Raw genomic sequence first — 22839 nt, forward strand, 5'->3', positions numbered from 1 at the left:
CGTGATGAGTGAAGAGACCGCAGAGACCGGACTTGAGATTGCCATCATTGGCATGAGCGGTAAATTCCCGGGCGCGGATAATATCGAGGATTATTGGAATCTGCTGATGCAGGGCGCATCCTCCGTAACCCAATTCAGCTTCGAAGAGCTTCGGGAACAAGGGATTTCTCCAGAACGTTTGAGCCATCCTGATTACGTCAAAGCGAAGCCTTACCTGGGCAACGTATACGATTTTGATGCTTCTTTATTCGGATATGCTCCATGGGAAGCCGAGAACATGGACCCCCAGATCCGTCTGTTCCACGAAATTGTCTATCATGCGCTAGAGAATTCGGGCTATCACCCCGACCGCTATGACGGCCAAATTGGCATGTATGCCGGAGCCCCGCTCGACCTGAAATGGACGAGTGATCATCTGTCCCGTCACGGAGACGGAGAAGATGTGCTGGAGTCGGGCATCGTGTCGAGTAAGGATTTCTTAAGCCAACTGATTTCCTACAAGCTCAATCTGACGGGACCCAGCTACACCCTGTACACCGCCTGTTCAACCTCACTCGCAGCAGTCCATCTGGCTTGCCAGGGTCTCCTGCTTGGAGACTGCAATCTGGCTATTGCCGGAGGGGTAACGCTGGAGCAGCCGGGCAAGTCGGGTTATCTCTACCAGGAGGGCACTATTTATTCTAAAAGTGGCGTTTGCCGCCCTTTTGACAGCCGGGCCGATGGCACCATCTTCGGAGAAGGCGCAGGCGCGGTGGTGCTTAAGCGCCTCTCGGAAGCTATAGATGACGGCGACCATATCTATGCCGTGATTAAAGGCTCGTCGAGCAACAATGACGGGCGTCGAAAAGTAGGCTTTGCCGCCCCCAGCCTGGAGGGCCAGAAGGAGGTCATCCGCTCGGCCTGGAACCTTGCAGATATTGAACCGGATACCGCCGGTTACATCGAAACCCACGGTACCGGCACCAAAGTCGGTGACCCGATTGAATTTACCGCCTTACAGCAAGTGTTCGGGCAGGAGAGCCAGCACCGGCCCATCGGCTCGGTCAAGGGCAACATCGGACATCTTCATGCTGCTGCCGGGATTGCCGGCTTGATCAAGACCGCTTTGTCTCTGGAACGGCAGATGATTCCGCCGACAGCCAATTATGCTGAACCCAATCCGCTGCTGGAGATGGAGAAGTCGTCCTTTTACCTCAGCCGGGAACCCGTGGCGTGGCCTAGAGGGAAGCTGCCGCGCCGCGCAGGCATCAGTTCGTTTGGCGTTGGCGGCACCAATGTCCATCTGGTTCTCGAGGAGCCGCCAATCCGGGCGCTCAGTGAGCCGGCGGAGCTTCCGGCTGTTCTGCTTCTCTCGGCCAAAAGCCCTGCTGCCCTGGAGCGGATGCAAGGCGAATTGGCAGACCATTTGGAGAACAAGTCAAGTAGCGTACCGCTGGCCGATGTTGCGTTCACGCTGCAAATGGGACGGGGGCAATTCAAATACCGGCTAGCCTGTACTGCAGTGCAGACGGAAGAGGCTGTCCGCCTTCTAAGAGGTTCTGAAGGTGTTGGAATGATTCGATCTTCTCAGGAGCGTATCAACCGTCCGGTGGTGTTCATGTTCACGGGCCAAGGCTCGCAAGTCATGGGGATGGGCGCAGAGCTGTACCAGCGCCATCTGTCCTATCGCCAGGAAGTGGACCGGCTGTCGGAGCTGCTGCGGCCGAAGCTTGGCCTTGATATCCGCCGCTATATCGGCGTGGCGGAGGCAGAAGCTCTGACTCTTGCCGGCACTTCCTCCGATTCGGAGCTGGACCAGACCTGGCTTGCTCAGCCCGCATTGTTCGTTTTGGAATATGCGCTTGCCCGTGCCTGGATGAAGCTTGGTGTCCGCCCTTCACACATGGTGGGACACAGCATAGGGGAATATGTTGCGGCAACACTCGCCGGGGTCTTCACCCTTGAGGATGCTCTCGATATTGTTGTGGCTCGCGGACGACTGATGCAGTCCGCTCCAGGTGGAATGATGTTAGCCGCAGCTATTCCTGCATCTGAAGCTGGCCGGTATGTCAGTGCAGACATATCGCTCGCAGCTATTAACCAGCCGGGGTTATGCGTATTCTCAGGCGACGAAGAAAAGCTGCGGCAGCGTCAGGAGGAGTGGAGCCGAGCGGGGATTTTCACGACAAGGCTGAACACCTCTCACGCATTCCACTCTGCACGGATGGATGCCATTCTGGAGCCGTTCGGCGAAGTGCTCCGCTCCAAACACCTGAATACACCCGAGCTGCCGTTCTATTCCTGTCTGACCGGGGAACCTGTCACTAGCGAGATGGCAGTGAATCCCGAGTATTGGACCGCGCAGCTTCGCGGGACGGTGAACTTCTCGGCGATGATCAGCGGCTGTCTAGCCAATGAGGACAATGTCTTACTTGAAATAGGCCCAGGCCAGACGTTATGCCGTCTGGCGAAAGCTCAGACCGGAAGTGACCGCCTGGTGCTGTCCAGCCTGGGAGCCACGGCAGCAACAAGTGAAGCAGTCGTTTTCGTGCAGACCTTGTCCCAGCTATGGCTGGCCGGGGTACCCGTCCAGTGGGAGCAGCTCTATCCGCCGCAGTCCCGCCGGCGGCTGCCCCTGCCTATGTACAGCTTTGACCGGCAGACCTATCTGCCTCGGCCAACGCTTCCAGGGCCGCTCCGGGCTGCAACGGCGGAGCAGGACATTTCCTTGCTCTACCTGCCTGCATGGAAGCAGGAGCCGCTCCCGGACGCACCAAATAATACCCGTTCGCATCCTCTAACCTGGCTCATTCTGCGGGGAGAAGGCCGGGCAGTCAAGCGATGTACAGAACGGCTTGTTGAACAGGGAGACCGCTGTATCGAGGTGCTGGCTGCCGCGCAGTATCGACGGCTAGCACCGGATCTGATCGAGCTGAATCCGGTCCATGCCGGGGATTACCAGCAGCTCGCCGGTGACCTGCGAAGGGACGGCATTGTCATCAACCGCATTCTCCATGCCTGGATGCTGGAAGAGCAGCCGCAGCCCGGAATTCCGTCCGCTGCAGAGATGACGGGAGCAGCAGCAGCCGAGCGCGGATACCTGTCGCTCATTCATCTAGTCCCTGCCCTGGATAAGGATCTCTGCGGAGTCCAAGTCCAGCTAACGGTGGCGGCCAGCCGGATCTTTACGATCTTCGGAGCAGGAGGAGGTGAGGCGGAACGACGGGCCATCCTTGGGCCGATCCTGACCTTGGGCCAGGAGCAGCCCGGCTGGAATGGCCGGCTGGTTGACTTCCAGCCTGAGGAGCCCGAAAGACGTCTGACAGACAAGCTTTGGCTGGAGCTAATGTCGCCCCCCGGCACTTCGATAGTAGCCGCTTACCGGGGCGGGACGCGGCTGGTGCAAGCTTTTGAACCATTTACAGCTCCAATCCATTTGGGAGAGCCTGCTATCTTCCCCGAAACAGCGGCAGCAACACCCGGGGAGGTTTATCTGGTTGTCTCTGCCGCTGGTGGCGCGGAGTTGATCCGCAGCTTTTTGGCAGCCCGGCCTGGTGTGGAGGTCATAGCGTCCGAAGGTCTAGGATCAGATCAGCTTCGTCAGGCCATTGCGGCAGCGGCTGGAATCTGCGGCCGGATTGACGGGGTGGTATACGAACCGGAGCTGCAAGCCTTGGAATGGCAGACACTTGCGGCGTTGTCTGCGGCGGCGAACCCCAAGGTTCCGTCGCCCCGCACCTTCCAGGAACTGAACAAGCTGCTGCAGAGCTATGATGCTGAGATCGGTTTTGGCTGGCTATTATCTTCCTTGTCTTCCGTAGTTGGCGGACTGGGCCTCACCGAACTGGCAGCGGCAGCAGGCGTGCTTGATGCCGCTGCGGAAGATGCGGGCAGCGGGAATATCCCCTGGCTGTCGCTGAGCCGGGATTTCATCCGCAACACTCCAGCCCCGGGTCCGGGCATTACCCGGGAACAGGAATATGCCTTATATGAGCAACTGTGGCCGATACGGGGACAGATCAGCCGGGCTATCATCTCTGCTCAGCCACCAATATTCCGGTTGAAGATCGCCTCAGAGGGACAGCCACTTCCGGCGGAATCCCATCCCTCCGCCCATCCTTACGATGCTGTGGGCAGTCGCGAGCGCCCGGCTTATCTCGGAGCATACAAACCTCCAGTGACGGAGCAGGAGGCTATCATCTGTGAGATTATCGCCGAACTGCTTGGAGTACATCCGGTAGGTGTGGATGACCATTTTTACGATTTGGGTGGACACTCGCTGCTTCTGACACGACTCCTGTCACGAATCAAGGATGTGTTTCGCGCCGAACTGCCGCTTCGTACCGTGATGGAGAATCCAACGGTGGAAGGGATGATCCACAGCCTGGTGAGCGAGTGGGGTGATGCCGGAACCGTAGCGGACATTGCAGATGCCTACCGGGAATATCAACGGCTGACCTATGAAGGTGTACAGTGAGCAGAATTCAGGACGGAGGAAGAACGATGGAACAGAGGATTGGCGTTGTAGGCTCAGGTGTGATGGGAAGCGGCGTAGCCCAGGTCTTCGCTCAAGGAGGGTACGACACGGTAGTTGTAGATATATCCGAAGCGCAGATGCGCCGAACCCGGGAGAAGATCCGGGAGAGCCTTCGTTTTCAGAAAATGATGACGGGCGTGGCCCCGCGGGAACGTGCCGAGGTGGTGCTGGACCGCATCCACTTCACCCAGGAGATCGAAGACCTCGCTGCGTGTTCGTTCGTGGTGGAGAATGTGACCGAGAGCTGGGAAATCAAGCAGACGGTATACGAACAGCTTAACAAGGTCTGCGCGAAGGATTGTATTCTGGGGGTCAACACGTCGGCGATTTCAATCACACGAGTTGCCGCATTGGTGGAACGCCCCGAGCGGGTTGTCGGGATTCATTTCATGAATCCGGTGCCGCTCAAACCTATGGTAGAAGTCATCAAAGGATACCATACCACCCCGGAGACGCTGCAGATGACGCAGGAAATGCTGGGAACCCTCGGCAAGCAAAGTGTAGTCGTTGACGACTCGGTCGGGTTTGTGACGAACCGGGCGATGATGATTTTTGTCAATGAGGCCATCTTCATGGTGCAGGAGCAGGTGGCTTCCTCGGAGGACATTGATATTTTGTTCAAACAGTGTTTCGGGCACAAGATGGGCCCCTTGCAGACAGCCGACCTCATTGGTCTGGACACCATTCTCAAGTCACTTGATGTGCTGTACGAAGGTTATAACGACAGTAAATACCGCCCTTGTCCCTTGCTCAAAAAAATGGTCGATGCCGGGCTTCACGGTATGAAATCCGGTCAGGGTTTTTATTCTTACAATTGATTACAGGAGGCTGATCCCTATGAATCATGAGGAAATCAAAGCACAGGTGACTACATTTCTTACCCGCTCGCTGCGTACCAAGGAACTTAAGGAGGACGATAACATCCTGGAGCTGGGCCTTGTGCATTCCCTGTTCATGATCCAGTTGATTATGTTCATCGAGAAGACCTTTCATCTGGAGCTGGAAGAAGAGGATTTGGATATGGACAATATCAAGACAGTCCACGATCTGGTAGTTCTGATTGAACGCCATCAACCTACGGGAGCTGAAATCTAATGACTACGCCGCTAAAAGCGACCTCCGTCCCTACCGCCCTTGCCATCCGCCAGTTTGTTGACACGCACATCCTGCCGCAGGCCGCCCAGATGGATCAGGAGCAGGAGATTCCGCGCGCATTGTTCACTGAGATGGCAGCCGAAGGACTTACAGGCCTTGCGATTCCAGAAAAATATGGGGGAACTGCCGTCGACTACGCCACACTTGGCGCCATTCATGAGGAGTTGGGCCGCGGATATGCCTCGGTGCAGAATGCCTGTACTGTGTTCGGCATGGTCTGCAAACCGCTGGCGCGATTTGGGTCGGAAGCCCAGAAGCAAAAATGGCTGCCCGCCATCGCGGCTGGCAGGGTAATTCCGGCGATTGCAATCACCGAACCGATGGTGGGCAGCGATATTGCCAAGCTGGAGACGGAAGCGGTTCAGGAAGATGGACAAATCATCCTGAATGGCCGCAAAAAGTATATCACGCTCGGGCAAATCGCCGATTTGTTCCTGGTGTTCGCCCGCTTGAACGGGCGCGGGGTCGCTGTACTGGTGGAACGGGGAACTCCCGGTTTGCAGATTGATCCAATGCGGGGGCTGATGGGGCTGAGAGCCAATATGGTTGCCGAGCTGACCTTCGAGCATTGCAGTGTGCCTGTGGATAATTTGGTTGGCAAAATCGGCTTCGGCTTCACTCATGTGGCGAACTATGCGCTGGACGAAGGCCGTTACACCACCGCCTGCGGCAGCGTCGGGTTGGCACAGGCCTGTCTGGAGCAAAGCATCCAGTATGCCGGTGAGCGGTTCCAGTTCGGTGAACCCCTACGCAAGCATCAGCTTGTGCAGAAGATGCTCAGCGAAATGATTACCGAGTCCAAAGCCGCCCGCGAGCTGTGTGCCGCCGCCGGGAGACTGCGGGAGCAGGGTGATCCGGCGGCCATCACAGAGACCTTGGTCGCCAAGTACCATGCTTCCAAAACGGCTGTCCATGCAGCAGATCATGCCCTGCAAATACACGGCGCTTCAGGCTGTATGAGCGGTAATCCGGTAGAACGGTTCTACCGGGATGCCAAGATTATGGAGATTATTGAGGGGACTTCACAGATGCATGAGCTGCAAATCGCACGCACCTTCCGTTTGTGACACTATGCCGCATCTTTGGCAGAAGGGTGAGGATCGGATGAACAATCAAGCAGACCTGGCTTTATTATTCCCTGGATCAGGGTCCCAATATAAAGGAATGATGCGGAGCCTCTATGAATCCTCGCGCATGGTGCAGGACACCTTGCATGAGGCAGATGACATTCTCGGTTTTGAATTATCCCGGCTGATGATGGAGGGCAGTACGGTGAAGCTGAACCGAATCGGGCATATGCTGCCGGCTATCTGTGCGGCGAGTGTTGCCCATTACCGCCTATACCGGGAGCAAGGCGGACCGCTTCCAGCCTACATGGCGGGACACAGTCTGGGCGAATATTCCGCACTAATTTGCAGCGGTGCCTTGTCCTTCAGGGACGGGCTGATGCTGGTCCGCTTCCGTGCCCGACTGGCGGAAGCGGTTATGGAAGCCACGGACGGCGCCATGAGTATTATGAAATCGGTTGATCCTGCACAAGTCGCATTGCTGTGCCTGAAACTGCAAGCCGAGGGGCGGGAGGTCAGCATTGCCTGTCAGAACTCCCGCAGCCAGATCGCGGTTTCCGGTCAAGACGCTGCACTGGTCGAGCTGGAGCAGCGGGTAACAGAAGCGTCAGATAATGCACAGATCAGCCACTTGATCGGAAGCGCCCCTTATCATTGTGCTCTAATGCAGCCGAGAGCCGCTGAAATGACGGAGGAACTGCTCAAGTATAACTGGAGCCTTCCGGCATGTCAGCTTCTGTCCAATGTAACCGGACGGCCTTATACATCTATCCAGGAGATGCGGGGGCTGCTGGCGCAGCAGCTATACAAACCGGTGCTGTGGCAGAACTCCATCATGTATCTGCTGGAGAACGGTGTTCAGACATTCATTGAAATGGGTCCGCAAAACATCCTCAAAACACTGATGCCCGAAATTTCTGAGCAGACCCGTGTATATGCCCATGATGAAAAGGTGGACCGGATGACCATTAGAGATCACATAGCCGCTTCTTCATTCACTCCTGTGCCCAGGCACAAGGCTGAGACAAGCCCGCCTGCCGCAGATTTGCGGCTTAAAGCAATAAGCATGTGTCTCACCCATGCCATGACCACCCGCAATAACAACCAGGCTGATGTTCCGGTTATGCCGTCCTTGGAGCTGTATACGCAAGTCAAACAGATGAAGCATGAGCTTGATCAAGGGGAAATAGCACTTGGAGAAGAGCATCTTGCCCTGGCAATATCCATGCTGCAGGCCGTGTTTGAAGATAAGCGTACCCCGGACAGTGAACGGGAGCTTCGATGGCTGCAGATCAAGGAAAAGACCGGTGTGGAGCGGCAAGCAGAGATTACTGCCATTGCAAGGAGGGAACCGGAATGAGTCTGCCTACTGTAGAGAACGAATTGCTGCATAAGCTGTGCGGCTTTAACGATACCGCTGCGCCTTATTCACAGGACACCACCATTGTCCAGCAGTTTGAAGCACGTGTGGCGGAGCAGCCGCTCGCACCTGCTGTATACGTGAAGGAGGCAATCTACACTTACGGGGAATTGAACCGTGCGGCGAACCGGCTGGCTCATGAGCTACGGTCAAGCGGTGCCGGAAACGGGTCGATTGTCGCCTTAATGCTTGAACGTTCTTTTGACATGCTGGTTGCCATATACGGAGTACTCAAAGCCGGAGCCGCGTATTTGCCGCTGGATCTGGAGAGTCCGCCTATGAGGCTGCAGACCATGCTGTCTGACAGCGCCCCGGGCTGGGTCATTACGGAGGGAGGCCTTTCCCGTCCGTCTGTGCTGCCTGCAACAGCAGAATGGGTCCCGCTAGATAGTCTGGCAGACCGTGATCTGCCCGAGACGAATCTGCCGGACGGACCAGAGCCAGGTGACCTGGCTTATGTAATTTATACTTCCGGTTCCACCGGCAACCCCAAGGGTGTGCTTGTGGAACATGATGCCTTGACCAACCGGATCGAATGGATGCAAAAAACCTTCCCCATTACCCACAAAGATATCCTGTTCCAAAAAACAGTGTATACGTTTGATGTCTCGGTCTGGGAACTGGTCTGGTGGTCAACCGCTGGCGCTGCGGTCTGTCTTCTGCAGCCTCGCAAAGAGAATGATCCGCGCATGTTCGTGAGACTGATCGAGAAAACAGGGATCACTGTCATTCATTTTGTTCCCTCCGTATTGCGTTTGTTCCTTGAATATATCGGCAGCGATTTTGCACTGGAACGCTTGCGCAGCCTGCGTTATGTCTTTTGCAGCGGAGAAGCGTTGACCGTCCCGCTGGTCAGTCAGTTCTATCATACCTTCCCGCCCGGACAAGAAGTGAAGTTGATCAATCTCTATGGTCCTACGGAAGCGGCGATTGATGTCACCTATCATGTCTGTGAACGGGATGCTCTGGACCAGCCAGTTCCCATCGGACGCCCCATTGACAACATCCGCTTGTATATTCTGAGGGATGATTTGACGCTTGCATCCATTGGAGAGACGGGACAGCTATATATCTCAGGTGTGGGTCTGGCACGCGGATATCTGAACCAGCCACAGCTAACGCTGGAGAGATTCGTGCCCAATCCCTATGAACCCGGACAGCGCATGTACCGTACAGGCGATCTCGCCTCATGGACTATGGAGGGGGAGGTCATGTACGCCGGACGGGAGGACGATCAGATCAAGCTGCGGGGACTCCGCATTGAGCTGGGTGAAGTGGAGAGTTGTTTGCTCCGTGCAGCCCATGTAAAAACCGCCGTTGCCGGGGTGCGCATAGGGGATGCCGGGGAACAATTCCTAACCGCCTTTGTGGTTGCAGCTGTAGACGCGGAGCCCATTCCGGAACAGGACAAGCTGCGGGCGCTGCGCGCCGAGCTTGCTATGTATTTGCCTGCGTATGCGATTCCGACAGAGATCATCTGGATGGATGGAATTCCACTGAAACCAAACGGCAAGGCAGACCGGAGCCTCCTGCTTGCCATCCACGGAGGTAAGGCCGCACAAAGCTAAGGGGGCGGAACGGAAGATGATAAACAATGAGCTGTATGACAGATTATTGCGCAACAAAGGCATTTCAGTTCCGGGGCACAAGCACACCACAATTCCCCGTACAGGAGAATCTGGTTCCTTCAGCTTGTCCCCCGCGCAGCGCGGGATCTGGTTCCTCCAGCAGCTGCATCCGGGCAGCGCCGCCTTCAATAACAGCGCGGTGCTGAAGATCGAAGGGAACCTCGACACAGACTGCATGCGGGCAGCACTGCGCTCCCTGCTGGAGCGCCACGAACTGCTGAACGTGAATTACAGACTGCACCAGGGCGAACCGTTCGCTTGTCCTCACGCAGGAGACTTAGCTTTTGAAGTAGTGGGAGCGGAGGGCGGTGGCAAAGCCGCTTCTTCCGAATGGCTGCATGCCGAAATCACACGTATTGCAGGCAGTCAGATAGACCTGGAGCATGATCCGCTAATTTCTTTTACACTGCTGCAGGTGAGTGAGCAGGAGCATATCTGGATCATCCGCATGCACCATATTGTAGCGGACGGCTGGTCCAAGGGGATTCTCCTTCGTGACTTCACACATCTGTATGAAGCAGAGTTGAACCGGACAGCACCAGACTTGCAGCCGCTTACGATCCAGTACCGGGACTATGTACGGTGGCTTGAGAGCCGGAGGGAAGAGACGGCGTATGCACGGGATATGGCATTCTGGCTGGACAAGCTGGAAGGCGCGCCTCCTATGCTGGACATACCCGCCGATTTTAAACGGCCAAGCTCCATGTCGGGCTTGGGAGGTATGGAGTCGTTTCGGATAGAGCCAGACGTGTATGAGCGCATTGGCAGCTTTTGCCGGAAGGAACGCTTATCGGTGTTTCATTTCCTGCTGACCGTCTTCAAGACGCTGCTCTTCCGGTACTGTGCAGAAGAAGATTTGCTTGTCGGAACGCCGGTAGCCGGACGGACAAGAACCGAGGTGGAGCCGCTGATAGGGATGTTCGTGAATACTGTGGTAGTCCGTACGCAGCCGCGGGACGACCTGTCTTTTATAGACTATGCAAGGAGCGTTCAGGAAGAGGCTTTGCTGGCTTTTGACCATCAGGACCTGCCGTTCGATCTGCTTGTCGAGAGACTGAACCCGGACCGCGAGCGAAGCGTACAGCCCGTCTTTCAGACCATGTTCCAGCTCGATAATCTGGAGATACCTGTTATGGAAGCGCAAGGTCTCTGCTTATCAGCCGTCCCGCTGGACATCGGGATTGCCCAGAATGATCTGTCCGTATCCTGCTGGGAGGATGACGGAGCACTGCGGGGGACTTTTGAATTCAGCTCCGATCTGTTCACAAGAGCAACGATGAGACGAATGATCGGGCATTTTATCCGGCTGGCGGTGGCAGCTCTGGACGATCCGCAGGAGACGCTTGGACGGCTCAATCTGCTGGAGGCCTCAGAAGAGAAGATGATTTTACGGTCATGGAACGAAACGGAGCAACCAGTACCGGAACATGGATTTATAAGGTGGATCGAACGCAGAGCTGCCCAAACTCCAGAGAAATGCGCGGTGCTTGAGGGAGAACATACACTTAGTTACCGCGGCCTGAACCAGTGGGCGAACCGTCTTGCGGCACAGCTTATGGAGAAGAGCCTGCACGGGGAGACGCCGGTGATCGTCTGCCTTCCCTCCTCGGGACGTTTTGTGGCGGCTGCACTAGCCGTATCCAAAGCAGGGGGAGCCGTGGTGCCCGTTGATCCTGCGATGCCCCGGGAACGTATCCAGCAGATGGTGGAGGAGCTTGGCGACGTGTATGCACTTAGTGATGCCGTCCATTCCGAGTTGCTGTCACTCCCGCCAGAACGGGTAATCTTGCTGGAGGAGCAGATCCCCGTGTTCGGTGAGCAGGACGAGCGGGGACCGGACAATGGATTATCGCCGCAGGCGCTCGCTTTTATCATCTTTACTTCCGGTTCGACAGGGGTTCCTAAAGGAGTCCTTCTGGAGCGGCGCAGCATCGACAATCTGGTCCACTCCTTTCTTTCATCGTACCAGGCGACGGACTTGGATCGTCTGCTGCCCATTACATCGGTTGCTTCAGCCAGTTTCATCGGAGAGTCGCTGCCGATTCTGGCTGCCGGAGGGACTCTCGTCTTGCCGGATACCGAAACCGTGCTACACCCGGGCAAGCTGCGGGCCTACATGGAGCAGCATCACATTACGATCCTCAGCACCGTACCCTCTATGATTCGGTCCTTGAATAGCGACGGCGGAACTTCTTCCCTGCTTCGCCTCATTCTGAGTGGTGGAGAGACTCTGCTGCCCACACATGTGGACAGGCTGCGCGGAATGGACATTGCCAACGGGTATGGACTATCGGAATCTGGCGTGTGCAGTACGTATAAGTTACTGAAGCCCGGCCAGGACGGGGAGCAAGCCGTTTCCGCCTCACTGGGCAGACCGGTAGCCAATCAGCAAGTCTATGTGCTGGACTCTCATCTACGGCCGGTTCCGATTGGGGTCAAGGGACAAATCTGCATCTCTGGACACGGATTGGCCCGTGGATATTTGAATCGTCGTGACTTGACCGAAGCGGCATTTGTTCCCCATCCATTCCGCCAAGGCGAGCGGCTGCTTCTGACAGGGGATACCGGATATTTGCTCCCCGGCGGCGAGCTTGCCTTTATCGGCCGCAGCGACCGGCAGGTCCAAATCCGCGGGTACCGGATTGAACTAAGTGAAGTAGAGCGGCATTTGTGCACGTTCCCGGAAGTCGAAGAGGCGGCTGTGCATCCTCAGCCCGATTTTGAAGGCAACCTGCGGCTGATCGCGTATTATACGGTCCGCAGCCAAGCGAGCATTATCGGCCAGCAATTGGCACATTGGCTGGAGTCGCGGATTCCTTCATATATGAAGCCAGCTACTTATATTCAATTGGAGCGCATTCCTTACAATGCCAATGGCAAGCTGGAGGTTTCTGCCCTTCCGCAGCCTGGCGAGAGCCTTGCCCGTAACGGGGCCGCCTATGAACAGCCCCAGACCGCAGCAGAGAAAACCATCGCAAAAGTCTGGGAGGAGATTCTTCAGCTCCGGCACTTTGGCGTGGAAGACAACTTTTTTGATCTGGGCGGACATTCGCTGCTGCTCGCCAAAGTGCATGACCGGCTCAGCCGGGAATTTCCCGTTCCGCTGACGCTGGTGGATTTGTTCAAATACCCGACGGTCCGTTCACTTGCCGGATATCTCAGCGAAGGTTCGCGCGATTCTCTGGGGACTGACATTTACGAGACGGCCGCGAAGCAAAAAAACGCATTTCTCCGTTACCGGAAAAAAGCTCCTTCCGTAGCGGTTCGCAGCACCATAGAGAAGGAGGAATAGATGCTATGAGTCATCCTGAGTATCCTTATAACGGAAATGAAATTGCGGTCATCGGCATGGCGGGAAGGTTCCCTCAGTCCGAGAACCTGGAGGCCTTCTGGAGGAATCTGACCGAGGGAAAAGAGTGTATTTCCCATTACTCCAGCCGGGAACTGGAGGAGGCGGGCATTGACCCCGGAATACTGAGTCAGCCGAATTATGTCCGGGCCAAAGGGGAAATCGGCCAGCTCGATGCATTCGATGCCGCTTTTTTCGGGATCAATCCCAAGGATGCGGAGCTTATGGACCCCCAACATCGGATGATGCTCGAATGTGCTTGGGAAGCGCTGGAGCATGCTGGCTACCAATCCTCGGAATGCGGAGGCTCCGTGGGCGTTTTTGCCGGAAAAAGCATGAGCTCATATCTGTTCCTGAACCTCTATCCTCATATTCAAAAAATGCTGGCCACCGGCAATTTGCAGGCAGCCATCGGCAATGACAAGGACAGTATGGCTACAACGATCTCCTATCGCCTGAACCTCAAAGGCCCGTCTATGGCGGTGCAGTCCTCGTCGTCCACCTCTCTGGTCTCCGTCTGCATGGCAGCACAGAGCCTGTTGACCTATCAATGTGACATGGCGCTGGCTGGTGGCATCACGGTTGGCCCGCCTGAACGTGCAGGCTACCTGTTTGAGCCTGGAGGAATTATGTCGGCGGATGGGCACTGCCGAGCTTTTGACGAGAACAGCAGCGGATTTGTTCCGGGCAACGGTTACGGTCTTGTCGTGCTGAAACGGCTGGATGAAGCGATCCGCGACAAGGATCATATCTGGTCTGTCATCAAGGGGTTTGCCGTCAACAATGACGGAGCGGATAAAATCAGCTATACCGCGCCAAGCGTAGGCGCACAATCCGAAGTCATCGCTTCGGCCCAGGCGCTGGCAGAGGTTCACCCGCAGACAATCGGTTACGTTGAAGCGCATGGCACCGGCACCCGAATGGGAGATCCCATTGAAATAGAGGCGTTGACCCAAGCGTTCCGCCTTGGCACGAATCAGCGCGGGTATTGCCCAATCGGTTCGGTCAAAACGAACATAGGGCATCTGGATTCTGCCGCCGGCATTGCCGGATTCATCAAAGCGACGCTCATGCTGCACCACAAGCAAATTCCGCCGACGCTCAATTATGAGCGCCCTAATCCGGCGATTGACTTTGACGGCAGTCCTTTTTACGTAAATACAGGGCTTACGGATTGGCCCGAGCAAGCCTACCCGCGTCGCGCCGGAGTAAACTCGCTCGGTATGGGCGGCACCAATGCCCACGTGGTCCTTGAAGAGGGTCCACGTATGTACAGTGCACCAGCCGCGCCGGGGTGGCATATTCTTCCAGTATCGGCGAAATCCGAGACCTCCCTGGCTGGTAATCTGTCCCGGCTGCAGCACTATTTACGCGAAGAGACGCAGACGAAATTAGCGGATGTAGCATATACACTGTCGGTTGGCCGGCAGGCTTTTGGGATCAGGGCGGCTGTGGTCTGCTCCACGCAGGAAGAAGCTGTCCTGGCAATGGAAGCGGCCGACCCGCAAGCGGTATACCAGGGAGAAAGTCCTTCCAGGAACCGTCCTGTGGTGTTTATGTTCACGGGGCAAGGCTCGCAATATATGGGGATGGCGGCAGGCCTATATGCTGCTGAGCCGGTATTTCGCGAGTATTACGACCGCTGCGCAGTGCAGATCCAAAGCCTGACGGGGATGGATATCAAGCTATTGATGCAATCCGTTAACAATCACCCGCAAATACTGGATGTGAACGAGACCGCGCTTACCCAGCCGCTGTTATTTGCTGTTGAGTACGCAATGACCCAGCTCCTGATCAGCCGGGGACTTCGTCCACAGGCCATGATCGGCCATAGTCTGGGAGAGTACGCCGCAGCCGCAATCGCAGGTGTGTTCCGTCTCGAAGATGCCGTTATGCTGGTCTGCCGCAGGGCAGAGTGGATGTCCCGGACCGAAAGAGGAGCGATGCTGGCAGTTGGGCTCAGCCGTGAGGCAGTAAACGGATATCTACAAGAGAGAATTACGCTGGCAGCGGTCAACAGCCCAAGTCTATGCGTGTTGTCGGGAGAAGAAGCCGCCATTGCCGGACTGGAACAGCGGCTGACGGAAGAAGGGGTTTTTAATAAAAAACTATCCACCTCTCACGCCTTCCATTCGCCGCTGATGCAGCCGATGGCCGCCGCTTACCGTGAGTTGTTGATGCAGGTGGAATTAAAGGAACCCTCTGTTCCAATAATGTCCTGTCTTACCGGTACCTGGCTGAAGGCAGAGGAGGCTATCGATCCCGAGTACTGGACACGGCATATTCTCGACCCGGTTGTCTTTATGGATGGACTTGGGGCCCTGCTGCGCGAAGGAAACCGGTTGTTTGTGGAATTAGGACCAGGCTCCACATTATGTGGTCTGGGGCGGCAGAACCCGGCAGCGGCTGAAGACAGTGTGTGGGTGCCCGCCTTGCGTTCTGTCCACGGACAGGACGAGGACACGCGGGTGTTGGCACAGGCTATAGCCAACCTATGGGTATGTGGTGCAGATCTGGACTGGGGGCTTTATTTCGGAAATGAGACGTGCCGGCGGGTTCCGTTGCCAACGTATGCGTTCTCCCGGCAGAGCTACTGGGTATATCCCGAAGCTGCCCCGTCCGGCACAAATGCCTCGGTTACGGCTACGTCAGGGACACAAGCATCCGGGATATCCGTGCCGTTCAGTTCCATTCCCGAGCAACGTCAAACCGGATCACGCCATGCCCGCCCCAAGGTAACGGCAGCGTACCGTGCGCCGGAGGGGAGCATTGAGCAACAGCTTGTGGAGATTTTGGAACGGGAGCTTCATATTCAACCGGTGGGTGCGGATGATAACTTTTTCGAGCTGGGAGGTCATTCGCTGCTGGCCACCCAGGTACTTGACCGGATTCGGCAAGCTTTGGGCGTACAACTGTCCATCGAGAACATCTTTCTGCACCCGACCGTAAGCGGAATGGCTCAAGTGCTGGAGAACACCTCCGGAGGGACCCGCAAAGAGCAATCCATTGTAAGTTTGTTCCAGGAAATAGCTGCTATGAGCAGTGGCGAAATCGTCAGCAGCCTTGCAGATGACAAACTCAAACCGAGCGGAGGGAAGGGGTAATGGCCGAACAAGTAGCCTTATCCTCATTGTCGCCTGAGCAAAAACAATGGTTCCGGCTGCAAATGCGTGAACGGGGCATTCCCGTGCTGCAAATTCCATTGGAAAAACAAACACGCGATGGCAATGGATTACCGTTGTCCTACAGCCAGGAGCGTTTATGGCTGATGGAGCAGCTAAGCGGCACCGCCTCCAGTTATCATCTGCATCAGGCAATCCGAATTACCGGTACTCTTAAGAAGGGGCATTTGGAAGCCAGCCTGCGCCTGCTGGCGGCCGGTCACGAGAGCTTCCGGACCTCATTCACCGCCACAGAGGGGAAGCCGCAGCAGCACATCGCCGCCGACAGCGTCATTCCGCTGCTGCAGGTCAAGGTCACAGGGGCAACAGAAGCGGAGCGGCTGCGCCAGGTCGAACAAGCGGCTCAGCCGCTGCTTACGCAGCCGTTTGATCTCGGCAGGCCGCCATTGCTGCGCGCCGGATTGTACGAGCTGGCAGAGGATGACCACATGCTTGTGTTCGTCATTCATCATATTGTTGCCGATGGCTGGTCGCTTAGATTGCTTACAGAAGAATGGGTGCAGCTCTATAACGTATTATGCAAAGGTCAGAGCCTACCGCATAATCAGCGTGAATACGACTATGCCGATTATGCCTGCTGGCAGAGAGAATGGATGCAGGCAGAGATGCTGACGGAAGGTCTGCATTACTGGAAGGAGCAACTGCAGGGCGCAGATCCTTTCTATACAATTCCTTCACACCGCCCGCGCCCGCGCTTGCTGACCTCGGGCGGAGATAGCTGCACGCTGCGGATCGAAGCGGAAGAGCTTGAAGCGCTCAGAGTTCTCGCAAGGTCTGCAGGCGCCTCGCTCTTTATGACTGTACTGGCTGCCTTCAACGTGCTGCTGTACAGATATACCGGCAGGGGAGATGTTGTGGTCGGCACTCCGACGGCAGGAAGATGCCGGGAAGAAACCGAAGAGATGCTGGGCTGCTTCGTGAACAATGTGATGTTAAGAACGGATATCCGCGAAGCGGGCAGCTTCACAGAGGTCCTGCAACTGACCATGCAGACAGTGCTTGGAGCCCTGAAAGCTCAGGAAATCCCGTTCGAGCATGTACTGGATGCATTGAATCCGCCCCGGGACATGGCATATTCGCCTTTATTCCAGCTATTTTTTATCTTTCAGCAAGGCGGCATGTCATTGGATCAACTGGACGGTGCTGTCTGCACGCCGCAGAAGTGGACTCAGCCGTCTGCTAAATTCGATATCACACTGGAAGTTATCGAACATCTCCACCATTTGGATGTAATGCTGGAATACAACACCGATCTCTATGACAAAAGAATAGCAGAAGGTCTGCTCGCCAACTATGTCTGGATGCTTGGGAATTTGCCGGCGAAAACGCAGCAGACGCTCCCGCAGCTTCCATTGATTTCCCCGTTTGAAGAAGCGGAGCTGCATAAGGCAGGCATCGGCCCGGGTGTTGTTTACCCGGAGCGATCGACACTGTATTCACTGGTGGAGCGGCAAGCCGCAGCCAATCCGTCAGCCGTGGCAATTGTATGCGGCCCTCGTTCCTATACTTATGCCGAATTGTATGGGGCGGCAGAGCGGTTAGCAGCCTATTTGCAGTGCTCAGTCGGCGCAGGGCCGGGCCACCGCGTTGGCATCTGTGCCCGTCCTTCGTTCGAGCTGGCGGCAGGCATCCTGGGCATTCTGATCAGCGGCAGCGCTTATGTTCCGCTCGACCCGGTCTTTCCAGAGCAGCGGCTGCAATACATCGCGGGCCACGCCGAACTGGACTGCATTCTGGTAGATCATCCTGCGGAAGCCGAGCGGTTCGGCGACCATCGCTGCTGCGACATCAGCCCAGGCAGCCCATGTTGGCAGACTAATCGTGCTCTGTCTGACTCCAAGGCATCTGAAAGACCTCATCACGCTTATATGATTTATACCTCCGGGAGTACAGGCCAGCCCAAAGGGGTAGCCGTGACTCACCGGAATGCGGTCCATTTCCTATATGCCATGCAGGATCTGCTGCATATGACATCCGAGGATTCGCTGTTGTCTGTGACGACATGCTCGTTTGATATTTTCTTGCTCGAACTGTTTTTGCCATTATCCGCAGGGGCAACGCTGATCTTCCCACAGGAGGGAAGCAGCAGCGATCCAGGACTGCTTATGGAGAATATGAATCGTTATAAGCCGACCTTTATGCAGGCAACACCGGTATTGTGGCGGCTGCTGCTGGCAGAGGGCTGGAAGGGTTCGGAACACATGACTGTACTCTGCGGTGGTGAGGAACTGAAGCCGGAGCTTGCTGCACAATTGTTGCACCGGGGTAAAGCGGTATGGAACCTGTACGGTCCCACCGAAACGGCGGTATGGTCTCTGGCCCACAAGCTTACGCCGGATGACCTCCTTCACAAAGTCCCGATTGGCAGACCGATCGGACGTACAACCTGCTTGATCCTGGATGAAGCGCTGGCTCTTGTGCCATTCGGAGCCGAAGGCACACTGTACATCGGAGGTGACGGCGTAACGGACGGCTATCACCGTCAGCCGGAGCTGACCGCGCAGAAGTTCATCATGAACCCGCTGGACCAGGCGGGAGGGCGGCTATTCAATACGGGGGACCGGGTCCGGCTGCTGCCTGGAGGAGAAATGGTCTATCTCGGCCGTAAAGACCAGCAGCTCAAGCTGCGGGGCTTCCGTATCGAGCCTTCTGAGATTGAACAGCAGTTGAACCTTCAGCCAGAGATTGCGGCAAGCGCCGTAGTCGCTTGCGACGACGGACAGGGAGAACAACTGTTGGCTGCGTATTGGGTGCCGGCCCCTTTAGCCTCTGGCAAGGAGACCATTCCTGACGAGGCAGACTGGAAGGAAACACTCCGTGAGGTACTTCCCAGTTATATGATCCCGGCACGTTTTGTTAAGCTTGCTGTGCTGCCTTTGACACCAAACCGCAAGGTAGACCGGCAATTCCTTTCACGGCTGCCGCTGGACAAGGCGGTATTAACCCGCAGTTACACAGCGCCGCGAAGCACAACTGAGATCCGGCTCGCCGAGGTATGGGGAGAGGTGCTGAACCTGACCAGCGTCGGAATACATGATCATTTTTTTGATTTGGGCGGTAATTCTTTGTTGGCTGTCAAGCTGCTGACTGAAATCCGCTCCAGGATGCAGGTGGAGCTGACGCTCCGGGAGCTGCTTATCGCCTCCACCATTGCCAACATGGCAACTGAACTGGATGACGCTGCGGTGGCACCTTTGTCAGAGACGGGAAGCTCAGCCAGAGTGGGCTTACCCGAATTTACAGTGTCGCCGCAAGAAGCCTTTGAACCTTTTCCTTTGACCGAAGTACAGATGGCCTATTGGAGCGGAAGACGGACAGGCAGCGCCGCCACTCATGTCTATCAGGAGATGGAGTTTGCGGGTCTTGATCTTGAACGTTTCGAACAGTGCTTCCAGACGCTCATTAAGCGGCATCCTATGCTGCGGGCAATGGTCTTGCCGGACGGCATGCAGCAGATTCTGGAAGAGGTCCCGCCTTACCCGGTGAGAATGGCAGACGCAAGCGGCTGCTCCGAAGCGGAGCGCGTCTCACGGCTGGACGACATCCGTCAAGTGATGTCGCAGACCATTCATACCGGCAGTTGGCCGATGTTCGCCATTGAAGCGACCCGGCTGCCCGAAGGACTGACCCGGCTGCATATCAGCTTTGACCTTATGATCGCCGATGCACTGAGTTTTCGGATTATTCTGGAGGAACTGGCTGCGCTGTATGCCGGAACAGCCCAATTGCCACCACTGGAAGCAACTTTCCGTGATTATGTGCTGTCCTTGCTGTCCGTAACCTCTGCAGACCGTTATAGAATGGCGCAGACCTATTGGCAAGAGCGGCTACCCCGCCTCCCGGCCGGTCCGCATTTGCCTGTTGCGGTTTCTCAAGGCTTGAAGCGGCAGGAATTTAAGCGCTGGAAGGCCGTTCTGCCGGCCAGTCTCTGGTCGAAGCTGTCAGCGGCGGCACGCAAACGGGGGTTAACTTCCTCCGCATTGCTGCTCGCCTGTTATGCGGAAGTACTTGCGCTGTATGCAAAGCAGCCGCATTTCCTGTTGAATCTAACGCTGTTTAACCGTCTCCCTCTGCATCCGCAAATGGAACATTTGGTTGGCGATTTCACAACCATCAGTCTGCTGGAGGTCGATTACCGTGAACCTCTTCCTTTTGGCAGCAGGGCTGGGCAGCTCCAGAAACGTCTGTGGACTGATCTCGATCACCGCCTTTACAGTGGCATCCGTGTGACAGAACAGCTTATGGCCCACAGCATTCTGAGTGAACCGGTTCCGGTGGTGTTCACAAGCCTGCTGGACTTGTCTGACAGGGAGGGGACGACAGCCGGATTTGATCAGATCTTCCAGCGGAGGAATGAATCCGAGACGGAAGCACGCAGTCTGTCGGAGACACCTCAGGTATGGCTGGATCACCAGGTAGCTGAACGGGACGGCGAGCTTCACTACAATTGGGACGCGGCCCTGAGCAAGTTCCCGCCGGGAGTGCTGGATGAGATGTTTGCCATCTATGGAAGCTTGCTGCGCCGATTGGCAGAAGAAGAAGAGGCCTGGGAGCAGGCCCTGCCGCTGGCCGATTCGGGTTCAGCCGGATTCGCACACCGCCTGAGACTGGCGGAAATTGACACACGGCACCGACACAAACAGGAGACGCAGGACATTGCCCTGCATCATGGCTTTCAGCGGATGGCCCGCACTCAGCCCAATGCTCCGGCCCTGATTGTGGGCGGATATACGTTCTCTTACGGAGAGTTGAACCGCAAAGCCAATGCTATAGCGCATCAGTTGGTGGCGTATGGCATACAGCCGGAGACATTAGTTGCCGTAGTGATGGAAAAAGGCTGGGAGCAGGTAGCGGCGGTTCTAGGGATCTTAAAGGCCGGAGCGGCCTACCTGCCGGTAGATGCAGGTCTGCCTGCCTACCGCATTGGAGAGCTGCTGGAGCTCGGACAGGTTCAAGTGGTACTGGTCCAGTCCTCTGTCCCTGTAGGTGATTGGACCACTACCGGTATTAAGACCCTAGAGGTCAGCGAAAATACCGGAAACGAAGAGACGCCGGAATATGGAGGCAATGCAGACGGAATAGGCGAGCAACTGGCCTACGTTTTATTCACTTCCGGCAGTACAGGAACGCCTAAAGGGGTGATGATCAGCCATATAGCCGCGGTTAATACGTTGACCGATATTCACCGCAGCCAGGGGCTGAACCCGCAGGATCTCGTGCTTGGCCTTTCTTCGCTAAGCTTCGATTTGTCCGTATTCGACATCTTCGGCTGCTTGGCGGCAGGAGGCACACTTGTGCTGCCAGAGCCGCAGCGGCTGCGCGATCCAGCACACTGGCTGGAGCTAATGCAGAAGCACCGGGTTACGGTCTGGAACAGCGTTCCCGCCTTCATGAACATGCTATTGATCTATGCCGCATCTGAGGTACGGCTGGACTCCCTCAGACTGTGCCTGCTGAGCGGAGACTGGATTCCTTCTACTCTTCCGGGAGCTATTCGCCGCCTAAGTACTCAGGCCGAGGTTATTGCGCTTGGCGGGGCAACCGAAGCAGCGATCTGGTCGATTCAGTTCCCGGTTCACACTGTCGATCCGGCTTGGACCAACATTCCCTATGGTCTATCCATGTCCGGCCAGCGTGTATATGTGCTGAATGCACGGATGGAAGAATGTCCAGTATCGGTGCCGGGAGAGTTATATATTGGCGGTCTGGGTGTTGCCAGCGGCTACTGGCGGGATGAGCTCCGCTCTGCTGAACGCTTTGTCATGTCGCCTATCACCGGAGAACGCCTCTACCGGACGGGGGATTGGGGCCGCTATGGATCAGACGGGGTCATTGAATTCCTTGGACGCGACGACCTCCAGGTCAAAATCAGCGGCTACCGCATTGAGTTAAGCGAAATCGAAAGCATCCTGAAGACCTGTCCCGGCGTTCAAGAGGCTACTGTGCTTGCTGAAGGAGAGGAGGACGCGAGACGTCTGCGCGCTTTTGTGGTTCTCGGTTCGGAACGGCAACCCATGCCGGACCCGGCTGTACTGCGTTCCCATCTGCGCTCCCGGCTTCCAGGCTATATGGTTCCTTACAGCATAAGCATTCTCGAAGAATTCCCTTTGACTCCCAACGGCAAAACTGACCGCAAAGCACTCCTGGCCATTCTGCCTGAGACGTTTGAACCCGCAGCGGGACCGGCGCAATCCGTATTGGAAGAAGGTATTATCTCCATTTGGAAGGAACTGCTGAACCGTCCGCATATCGGCAGGGATGAGCATTTTTTCGACCTTGGCGGGAATTCGCTCAAGCTGGTTCAAATGCAATTGAAGCTGCAGGGGATGCTGAACCGCGAGATTCCTATCATCGAACTGTTCAGGCATACCTCCGTCGCAGCGCTGGTTGAATTTTTCGGAAGTGCTTCAGTGGACAAGTCCCCTACAGGTATGGAGCAAAAAGCGGCGGACCGTGCGGACAGACGGTTTCAAGCAAGACAGACGCGCCGCAGATGATTTTGAACATAAGGGAGGAAACACA

At 56.1% G+C, this 22839-nt stretch carries 9 protein-coding genes; all 9 read left to right on the forward strand.

Annotation, left to right across the window (positions count from 1 at the left end; translation table 11 throughout):
- The first annotated feature begins 4 nt into the window (after positions 1-4).
- Genes H70357_RS18325 through H70357_RS18365 form a run of 9 tightly spaced genes read left to right on the forward strand, consistent with a single transcriptional unit; the run spans position 5 to position 22814 of the window.
- Positions 5-4456 carry a type I polyketide synthase gene (locus H70357_RS18325; protein ID WP_038592460.1) on the forward strand — a complete coding sequence of 1484 codons (4452 nt, stop codon included), beginning with the start codon at positions 5-7 and terminating at the stop codon, positions 4454-4456.
- Positions 4457-4482: 26 nt separating this feature from the next.
- A complete protein-coding gene (locus tag H70357_RS18330) occupies positions 4483-5334 on the forward strand; it encodes a 3-hydroxyacyl-CoA dehydrogenase family protein (protein WP_038592463.1) in 852 nt (283 codons plus the stop codon).
- A gap of 19 nt (positions 5335-5353) precedes the next feature.
- Entirely contained in the window at positions 5354-5611 is a 258-nt protein-coding gene (locus H70357_RS18335; protein WP_038592466.1) for an acyl carrier protein, read from the forward strand.
- Complete coding sequence (locus H70357_RS18340; protein ID WP_052092108.1) at positions 5611-6738, forward strand: acyl-CoA dehydrogenase family protein; 1128 nt, start codon at positions 5611-5613, stop codon at positions 6736-6738. The genes H70357_RS18335 and H70357_RS18340 overlap by 1 nt, the downstream gene beginning before the upstream one ends.
- Positions 6739-6775: 37 nt before the next feature.
- Positions 6776-8098: an ACP S-malonyltransferase gene (locus H70357_RS18345; RefSeq protein WP_038592469.1), complete on the forward strand. Its 1323-nt coding sequence runs from the start codon at positions 6776-6778 to the stop codon at positions 8096-8098.
- Entirely contained in the window at positions 8095-9726 is a 1632-nt protein-coding gene (locus H70357_RS18350; RefSeq protein WP_052092109.1) for a non-ribosomal peptide synthetase, read from the forward strand. The genes H70357_RS18345 and H70357_RS18350 overlap by 4 nt, the downstream gene beginning before the upstream one ends.
- A 16-nt stretch (positions 9727-9742) precedes the next feature.
- A complete protein-coding gene (locus H70357_RS18355; RefSeq protein WP_038592472.1) occupies positions 9743-13078 on the forward strand; it encodes a non-ribosomal peptide synthetase in 3336 nt (1111 codons plus the stop codon).
- 5 nt (positions 13079-13083) lie between these two features.
- Positions 13084-16239, forward strand: coding sequence for a type I polyketide synthase (locus tag H70357_RS18360; RefSeq protein WP_052092110.1), 3156 nt, complete (start codon positions 13084-13086; stop codon positions 16237-16239).
- Entirely contained in the window at positions 16239-22814 is a 6576-nt protein-coding gene (locus tag H70357_RS18365) for a non-ribosomal peptide synthetase (RefSeq protein WP_038592475.1), read from the forward strand. Before H70357_RS18360 ends, H70357_RS18365 begins: the two co-directional genes overlap by 1 nt.
- The last annotated feature ends 25 nt before the right edge of the window (positions 22815-22839 follow it).

Source organism: Paenibacillus sp. FSL H7-0357, assembly GCF_000758525.1.
Lineage (GTDB): Bacteria > Bacillota > Bacilli > Paenibacillales > Paenibacillaceae > Paenibacillus_AQ.